This is a genomic window from Hymenobacter agri (assembly GCF_054778495.1).
Window position 1 is genome coordinate 1 of sequence record NZ_BAAGZM010000394.1, and the last position, 7,675, is coordinate 7,675.

General features: G+C 61.7%; 7 protein-coding genes. 5 read left to right on the plus strand and 2 right to left on the minus strand.

Annotation, left to right across the window (positions count from 1 at the left end; all coding sequences use genetic code 11):
• Positions 1-299 (plus strand): IspD/TarI family cytidylyltransferase (locus ACYVDE_RS16380; RefSeq protein ID WP_460502625.1); only part of this gene is annotated, 299 nt, incomplete at its 5' end.
• 81 nt (positions 300-380) lie between these two features.
• Positions 381-1,181: a Clp protease/crotonase-like domain-containing protein gene (locus tag ACYVDE_RS16385; protein WP_460502626.1), complete on the plus strand. Its 801-nt coding sequence runs from the start codon at positions 381-383 to the stop codon at positions 1,179-1,181.
• A 91-nt stretch (positions 1,182-1,272) separates the two neighbouring features.
• Here the strand turns inward: ACYVDE_RS16385 and ACYVDE_RS16390 are convergent, their stop codons facing one another.
• Positions 1,273-2,112 (minus strand): hypothetical protein, encoded by an 840-nt coding sequence (locus ACYVDE_RS16390; protein ID WP_460502627.1) that lies wholly within the window; start codon positions 2,110-2,112, stop codon positions 1,273-1,275.
• A gap of 258 nt (positions 2,113-2,370) precedes the next feature.
• On the opposite strand from ACYVDE_RS16390, the gene ACYVDE_RS16395 reads away from it, so the two are divergent.
• Both ACYVDE_RS16395 and ACYVDE_RS16400 read left to right on the plus strand, forming a co-directional pair.
• Positions 2,371-2,919, plus strand: a complete 549-nt coding sequence (locus ACYVDE_RS16395; RefSeq protein ID WP_460502628.1) for a DUF4142 domain-containing protein — start codon at positions 2,371-2,373, stop codon at positions 2,917-2,919.
• 76 nt (positions 2,920-2,995) lie between these two features.
• Positions 2,996-3,598, plus strand: a complete 603-nt coding sequence (locus tag ACYVDE_RS16400; RefSeq protein WP_460502629.1) for a DUF4142 domain-containing protein — start codon at positions 2,996-2,998, stop codon at positions 3,596-3,598.
• 80 nt (positions 3,599-3,678) lie between these two features.
• On the opposite strand, the gene uvrA is transcribed toward ACYVDE_RS16400, so the two are convergent.
• A complete protein-coding gene (gene uvrA / locus ACYVDE_RS16405) occupies positions 3,679-6,750 on the minus strand; it encodes an excinuclease ABC subunit UvrA (RefSeq protein ID WP_460502630.1) in 3,072 nt (1,023 codons plus the stop codon).
• Positions 6,751-7,144: 394 nt separating this feature from the next.
• Here uvrA and ACYVDE_RS16410 point away from each other — a divergent pair.
• On the plus strand, positions 7,145-7,675 hold a 531-nt coding region (locus tag ACYVDE_RS16410), incomplete at its 3' end, for a hypothetical protein (RefSeq protein WP_460502631.1).

Sequence of the window (7,675 nt, forward strand, 5' to 3'; positions counted from 1 at the left end):
CGCACGCCGCCGCCGCCGCCGCAGTGCTGCCCAAAGACTCGGTGCGGCTGGTATCGCAGCACGGCTCCTCGGCCCAGAACCGCAGCCGCCTGCGCCTGATGCAAACGCCCCAGACCTTTGAGATTGACCTGCTGCGCCGCGCCTACGCCATGCCCGAGCTGGCCACCTTCACCGACGACGCCACGGTGGTGGACGACCTGTGCCGCGTGCAGCTGGTGGACGGCGATTACCGCAACCTGAAAATTACGACGCCGGAGGATTTGCTGGTGGCCGAGGCGCTGTTTTCAATGGGTGAATGAGCGAATGGCTGAATGGATGAATGAGCCGGGCGCAATACCGTTCTTTGCATTCACCCATTCACCCACTCAGCCATTCACCCATTGACTTACTCCAGCCTGCTTTACGACGTGCGCCCCGACGGCGTGGCCACCATCACCCTGAATCGCCCGGCGGTGTTCAACGCCTTCGACGACCCCATGAGCTACGAGCTGCAGGACGCCCTGAAGCAGGTAGCGCGCGACGCCAGCGTGCGGGCCGTGGTGCTCACCGGCGCGGGCCGGGCCTTCTGTTCGGGGCAGGACTTGAAGGCCGCGCAGGAAGCGGCCGCGGCCGAGGGCAAGCCCCGCTCCTTCTACGACTCGGTGCACCAGCGCTACAACCCTATCATCCGGGCCATGCGCGGGCTGCCCAAACCCATTATTGCGCGGCTGAACGGCGTGGCGGCTGGCGCCGGCTGCTCGCTGGCGCTGGCCTGCGACGCCATTATTGCCAGCAGTGAGGCTTCGCTGATTGAGGTGTTCATCAACATCGGGCTGGTGCCCGACTCGGGTTCGTCGTGGTTTCTGCCGCGGCTGGTGGGCACGCTCAAGGCGTTTGAGCTGTGCAGCCTGGGCTCGAAGGTGCCGGCCGCTGAGGCCCTGCGCCTGGGCCTGGTGAATCAGGTGGTGGCTCCCGAGCAGCTCGACGAGGCCACTTACGCGCTGGCCGCCCGCTACGCCGCCGCGCCCACCAAGTCCATCGGCCTCATCAAGCAGATGCTGAACAAAGCCGGCGCCGCCACGCTGGACGAAATGCTCGACTACGAAGCCCACTGCCAGCAGATTGCCGGCGAATCGGCCGACTACCAAGAGGGCGTGCAGGCGTTCAGCGAGAAGCGAAAACCGGCTTTCACGGGAAAATAAACCTGGGTCGCATTCAAGCCCATAGAAACAAAAAGCGCCGCCCCGGAAAGGGCGGCGCTTTTTGTTTCGGCAGGAAAAAGACCGGCGAAAACTAGCGGAGCTGAATGGTGCGGGTGCGGCCGTTCACCGTCACGGTGGCCACGTTGTCGCAGGTACCGGTGCCGTAGTCCAGCGTCATGGTTTTGTTGTTGGTGTTGGTGATGCCGATGGTGCCCTGCACGTAGTATTTTGGGCAGTCGGCGCGCTTGATGAGCGGGTTCTGGATGGTGGCCGTGTAGCCCACGTTTTTGCGGTTGGTGCCGGTGGCTGCGCCCGTTACGCTGTACACGTCATCCGAAACCTGCGGGGTGCCGTAGCCGGCGGTGCGGGTGAAGGTCCAGTTGGCCGTCCAGGAGTGGGTGCCGCCGCCGTTGGCGCGGATGATGCTGGCGTTGGTGACATCGACGGTGAACGAGCCCGCGCCGATGTCGGTGAAGGTGCGGGTAGCAGTGTGCTGGTTATCGTTCACGAAATAGTTTTCGCGGGTAACCACGGCGCCGGCCGTGCGGCGGTTCACGTCGGTGGTGTAGCGCACCAGAATTTTGCCGCGGCGGTAGCGGCCATCGGCGCACAGGCAGTTAGTAGGGCCGAAATCGATGGTGAGGGTTTTCGTATTGAAATCGTAGCTGCGGGTAGCGCAGCTGCCGAAGCGGGCGCGGAAGTCGGCGTCGCCGATGATGTTGGGCGAGCCCTGGGCTTGCGGGTCGGTGGGGCCGGCCATCTGCATGGCTTCCGAGCTCATGCCGGTTTCGGAGTTGTCGTCGGTGCGGTCTTCGGCCGTGGTGATGTCGTCGGTGGGCGTGGCGTCGTCCTTGCGGTTGCAGCTGGTGGTGAGCAGGGCGGCGCTGGCCAAGCAGGCCAGAGCAAAAGAACGGAGAGTGGCGGTACGCATGGCGAAGGCGAAAATGTTGGGAATAATGTAAGAAACGGAACGAAGTACTGCGTTTGTGGTCGGTTGGAAGCGGAAGGTAGCGCCGGGTTTAAGCCGCTGAAAAAAAAATTGCGGCGGTTTCGGCCAAACCCCCTTTTCGGCCGGCCGTATAGCGTGCACGCCTCGCCAAAGGAATTGCGTAACCCCAAGCCACTCATGCATATTCCATTGAATTCCATCGTCCTACCCCGCCGCCTTTTCGGGCTGCTTGCGATAGCCATGCCTTTGCTCGGCAGCTGCTCGGGCAACGCCACCAACGCCGACGCGGTAGAAACCGCCATGGCCCAGAACGAGAAGAAAATCGACACGGCCGACATCACCCGCAAGCAGGAAGCGGACGCCAAATTTCTGGTAAAAAGCACCAGCAATGCCTTGCTCGAAGTGGAGCTGGGCAAGCTGGCCCAGCAGCGCGCCACCGACGCCACCGTGCGCGGCTACGGCGCCAAGCTGGTGCCGCAGCGCCTCGAGCTACTGGCTGCCCTGCGGGCCCTGGCCGCCGCTAAGGGCCTGGCCGTGCCCGCCGCCCTCGGCGACGATGAGCAGGAGGCCTACCACGAAGCCAGCACGCAAACCGGCCCGCAGTTCGATAAATACCTGATGGCCCTGCTGGTGAAAGCCCAGAAGCAGGACGAGGACAGCTTCGACGACATGAGCGACGATGCCTACGACGGCGACATCCGGGGCTTCGCGGCCAAATTCCACGGCCCGGTGGAAGAGCAACTCGATGCAGCTAAAGAAGCCGCCGACGCGGCCGATAAGCTGCCGTAACCAGCGGTGCTTCAGCAGTTTTTCATCTCATCAAATGTTATTTACCGCTTCCACCTCACCAACTCACTCTTTTCTTATGAAACGCTCTTTCATTGCGCTGCTCAGCGCCGCTGCCCTGCTCGTTTCGGCCGCCGGCTGCAATTCCAACGACTCGGTGAAACAAGCCGAAAAAGTAAACGACGCCAAAGCCGACAGCGCCACGACCAACACCGAGATGGGCAAGGTCGAGAAGAAAGGCATGGAGTACGATGCCCAGTTCCTGGCCAAAGCGGCCAGCGGCGGCATGCTGGAGGTGGAAATGGGCAAGCAGGTGGCGGCCCGCGCCGTAACGCCCGACGCCAAGAAATTTGCCGAGCAGATGGTATCGGACCACACTAAATCGAACGCCGAGCTGATGGAACTGGCGAAGAAGAAAAACATCACCCTGCCCACCACGCTGGGCGACGACCACGCCAAAGTGCTGAAGGACGTGGTGGAGGAAAAAGGCGTGAAAATGGACCAGGAATACATGAAGGAGATGCTGAAAGACCACCAGGAAGACGTGAAGGAATTCACCGACGCCTCCATCAAAGCCTCCGACCCCGACATTAAAGCCTTCGCCGCCAAGAACGTGCCGGTGCTGCAAATGCACCTCGACATGGTGACCAAGATGAAGCCGACCGTGGACGCAGCCAAGTAATTCGGCAGCGCACAAAAAAGCCGGTTCCGTCGTACGACGGAACCGGCTTTTTTGTGCGCTGAAGCATGCGCTACGGGGGTTTACGCCGTGGCGTACCTGCTCGTGCGCAGCTCCTCGGCCAGGAAGCGGGCGGTGTGGCCCTTGCCGGCCTTGGCTACCTGCTCAGGCGTACCCTGGGCCACGATGGTGCCGCCGCCCGCGCCGCCCTCGGGGCCGATGTCGATGACGTGGTCGGCCACTTTAATCAGGTCGAGGTTGTGCTCGATGATGAGGACGGTGTTGCCTTTGTCGGCCAGCTTTTGGAGCACGTCGGCGAGGTGGTTGATGTCTTCGAAGTGCAGGCCGGTAGTGGGCTCGTCGAGGATGTAGAAGGTTTTGCCGGTATCCTTCTTGCTGAGCTCGGTAGCGAGCTTCACGCGTTGGGCTTCGCCGCCCGAGAGCGTGGTGGCCTGCTGGCCCAGCGTGAGGTAGCCGAGACCTACGTCATTCAGCGTCTTGATTTTGCGCAGAATGCGGGGCTGAAACTCGAAGAACTCCACGGCCTTCTCCACGGTCATGTCGAGAATGTCGGTGATGGACTTGCCCTTGAAGCGCACTTCCAGCGTTTCACGGTTGTAGCGGCGGCCTTTGCAGGTTTCGCAGGGCACGTGCACGTCGGGCAGGAAATTCATCTCGATGGTGCGGATACCGGCGCCCTCGCAGGTTTCGCAGCGCCCGCCCTTCACGTTGAAGGAGAAGCGGCCCGGGCCGTAACCGCGGATTTTGGCCTCCGCCATCTCGCCAAACAGCTGGCGGATTTCGGTGAACACGCCCGTGTAAGTAGCCGGGTTCGAGCGCGGCGTACGGCCGATGGGCGACTGGTCGACTTCAATCACCTTGTCGATAAACTCCAGCCCTTCAATGCTGCCGTAAGCCAACGGCTCCTTTTTCGAGTTGAAGAAGTGTTGGTTGAGAATGGGGTACAGTGTATCGTGAATGAGCGTGGACTTGCCCGAGCCCGATACGCCCGTAACGGCCACCAGCTTGCCCAACGGCACCTTCAGCGTCACGTTTTTGAGGTTGTTGCCCTTCGCGCCTTTCAGCACCAGCTCGGTGCCTTCTCCCTTGCGCTTCTTCTTCTGCAGTTCGATGTGCTTCTGCCCGCTGAGGTACTGCGAGGTGAGCGAGCCCGAGTTGAAAATTTCCTGCGGCGTGCCCGAGGCCACGATGTTGCCGCCGTGGATGCCCGCGCCCGGGCCAATGTCCAGCACGTGGTCGGCATGCAGAATCATGTCCTTGTCGTGCTCCACCACAATCACCGAGTTGCCGATATCGCGCAGGTGCTGCAGGGCCTTGATGAGCCGCTCATTGTCGCGCTGGTGCAGGCCGATGCTGGGCTCGTCCATGATGTAGAGCACGCCCACAAGCTGGGTACCAATCTGGGTGGCGAGGCGGATGCGCTGGCTTTCGCCACCGCTCAGCGTGCGCACCGGGCGGTGCAGGTTCAGGTAGTCGAGGCCAACTTCGAGCAGGAAGCCGATGCGCTTGCGGATTTCCTTCAGCAGCTCGCGCGCAATCACGTTCTGGCGCTCACTCAGGCGGCTTTCCAGGCCCTCGAACCAGCCGGCCAGCTCGTTCAGGTCCATCACCGACAGCTCGCCGATGTGCTTACCGTCCATCTTGAAGTGTAGGCTTTCCTTCTTGAGGCGGAAGCCCTGGCACTCGGGGCAGGGCTGGGCCTGCGCGTACTGCGCAATCCACTCCCGGATGCTGTCCGACTCCGAGTCCATTTGCCGCCGCAGGAAAGGGATAATGCCCTCAAACGGCTCCGTGAACGTGCCCTTGCCGCTATCAGCCTCGTCTTCCGAAATGCCGTGCAGCAGGCGTTTCAGCAGCTCCTCGGGCAGCTTCTCAATGGGGGTGTTCAGCGTGGCCTTATTTTTTTTGAGAATGAGCGAAAGCTGCTGAAAAATCCAGATGTCGCGGAATTCGCCCAGCGGCGCAATGCCGCCCCGGCTGATGCTCAGCTTGCGGTCGGGCAGCACGGCTTCTTCGGTAATTTCCTGCACCTCGCCCAAGCCGTTGCAGGTGGGGCAGGCGCCGTAGGGCGAGTTGAAGCTGAATGTGTTAGGCGCCGGGTCGTCGTAGGCGATGCCGGTGGCCGGGTCCATCAGGAAGCGCGAGAAGAACTGCGGCTGGGCCTTTTTGGCGTCGGGGTCGAGCACCAGCATGGTGCCCTTGCCGTGCGTGAGGGCATTCTGCACCGAGCCCGAGAGCCGGAACCGGTCTTCCTCTTTCACGATGAGCCGGTCAATCACGATTTCGATGTCGTGGATTTTGTAGCGGTCAACCTGCATCTTGGGCGTGATGTCGAGAATCTCGCCGTCGACGCGCACTTTGGTGAAGCCCAGCTTGGCAATCTTCTGGAAATCTTCGCGGTAGTGGCCCTTACGGCCCTTCACCACCGGCGCCAGCACCACCAGCTTCTTGCCGTCGAAGTGCTTGAGGATGTAGTTGATAATCTGGTCGTCGCTCTGCCGAATCATCTTCTTGCCCGTAGCGTAGCTGAAGGCCTCGGCCGTGCGGGCGTAGAGCAGGCGCAGGAAGTCGTAAATCTCGGTGATGGTGCCCACCGTGGAGCGCGGGTTGCGCGAGGTCGTCTTCTGCTCGATGCTGATAACCGGCGACAGGCCCTCAATCTTGTCCACGTCGGGTCGCTCCAGCCCACCCATGAAGCTGCGGGCGTAGGCCGAGAACGTCTCCATGTAGCGCCGCTGCCCCTCGGCATAAATGGTATCGAAGGCCAGGCTCGACTTGCCCGAGCCCGAAATGCCCGTGAACACCACCAGCCGGTTGCGCGGAATCTGCACGCTCACGTTCTTCAGGTTGTGCTCGCGGGCACCGTACACCTCGATGAAGGGCGCGTCGATGTGGTGGGCCGAGCCATTGGCGGCGGGTACCGTGGTGGGCGGCAGCGTCTCGGGCGTCTGGTGCTGCAGGGCTACGGCCACGCTGGCCGGGTTGGGCTGATTGGCGGCCGCGGCTTCCGGCTCGGTGAGGGCGCCGGCGAGCTGCTTTTTCAGGGTAGCGCCGCTGGCGGCTGGTTTTTTCTTGGCGGGAGCGGCGGCTTTAGGAGCTTTAGCAACCGGGTCAATAGTGGATTTTTTGGCCATTCAGGAACGCAGCGAATAAGTGCGTAAAGGTACGGAAGAAGGGTGCCCCAGGGCTACGAAAACGAGCAAATTGCCAGCCGCGTTAGCTAGCCCTGCGGGCCGGGCGTTGGTGCGTAACAACCGAGCGCGGCGGTTTGTGCCCGCAGTTGCGAACGATAAGCAGGCCGTGGCTAAACAGCCGTTCATTTTGCGCTGACAACACCTAAGCCAGCGCCGCCGTTACCATACTTCAACGCACAGAAATTCAGCGAATACTCACTCGGCATTTATTTCTTTGCCCGACCTGATAATAATATTTTTCGGATTGTTTCCGACGTGCAGAATCCTGGCATTTGCCTTGCAGTTATAGCTAACGCGAGCCTTACGGCCTGCCTCATTTCTTATTCCAAATCCCATGAAACCCCTTGCAAAATTTATTGGCGCGGCCCTGGTGGGCACGCTTGCCCTGTTGGCCGCCCCCGATGCCCAGGCCCAGGTGGGGGTGAATATTAATATCGGCCCGCCCGCCTGGGGCCCGCAGGTTCCCTACGGCACGCAGTATTACTACATCCCCGATATTGACGGCTACTACGACTTGTACTCGCAGCAGTACATCGTGTTTCAGGATGGCTACTGGGTACCGCTGCCGCAGCTCTATGGCTACGACCCGTACCAGTTCCACCCGGTGGTAATTGCCTACCGCGGCCGCGAGCCCTGGCTGCAAAGCAGCTACTACCACCAGCGCTACGCCTATCAGCCCTACCGCCCTTACGGGCGCGGCGGCTACGCCAACGGCTATTATAATAACGGCTACTACAGCAACGGCTACGGCCGCGGCGGCTACTCTAATGGTTATTACGGCGGCGGCCGGGGCTACAACGACCACGACCGGGATGGCTGGGGCCGCAACAACGGCTACGGCGGCGGGCGCGACCGCGACGACCGC

Excerpts from the sequence above, each read along its gene's own strand:
- ACYVDE_RS16390 (WP_460502627.1), bottom strand. The coding sequence starts at position 2,112 with ATGCGTACCGCCACTCTCCGTTCTTTTGCTCTGGCCTGCTTGGCCAGC.
- ACYVDE_RS16395 (WP_460502628.1), top strand. The coding sequence starts at position 2,371 with ATGCCTTTGCTCGGCAGCTGCTCGGGCAACGCCACCAACGCCGACGCG.
- ACYVDE_RS16400 (WP_460502629.1), top strand. The coding sequence starts at position 2,996 with ATGAAACGCTCTTTCATTGCGCTGCTCAGCGCCGCTGCCCTGCTCGTT.
- uvrA (WP_460502630.1), bottom strand. The coding sequence starts at position 6,750 with ATGGCCAAAAAATCCACTATTGACCCGGTTGCTAAAGCTCCTAAAGCC.